Genomic DNA, 317 nt, shown 5'->3' with positions numbered 1-317 from the left:
CCAGTTCCCAGTCCAGCACGCCGATGATCTGCATCGGGTTTTCCGGGTCGAGGATCACGTTGTCGAAGCGGTAGTCGTTGTGCACGATGCCCGGCTTGTGGTGATCGGCCGGCTGCTTGTCCTTGAGCCAGGCCTTGACCGGTTCCCAGAGCGGCGCGTCGGGGGTCAGGGCCTTCTCGTAGCGGTCGGTCCAGCCGGCGATCTGGCGCTGCACGTAGCCGTCCGGGCGGCCCAGGTCGGCCAGTCCGCAGGCGGCGTAGTCGACGTTGTGCAGTTCGACGAACTTGTCGATGAAGCTCTTGCACAGGCTGCGGGTC

Annotated in this window: 1 protein-coding gene; it reads right to left on the bottom strand. The window is 65.6% G+C overall.

Features of this window, described 5'->3' with window-relative positions; genetic code table 11:
• A partial coding sequence (locus tag ACLJNW_RS24075; protein ID WP_410961200.1) for a phosphotransferase family protein occupies positions 1–317 on the bottom strand: 317 nt, incomplete at both ends.

It is taken from the genome of Salmonella sp. SAL4457 (genome assembly GCF_046548235.1).
Classification (GTDB): Bacteria; Pseudomonadota; Gammaproteobacteria; order Enterobacterales; family Enterobacteriaceae; genus Salmonella; species Salmonella enterica.
Note: the sequence above shows the minus strand (reverse complement) of the source record. Positions and strands in the feature narration are given on the sequence as shown.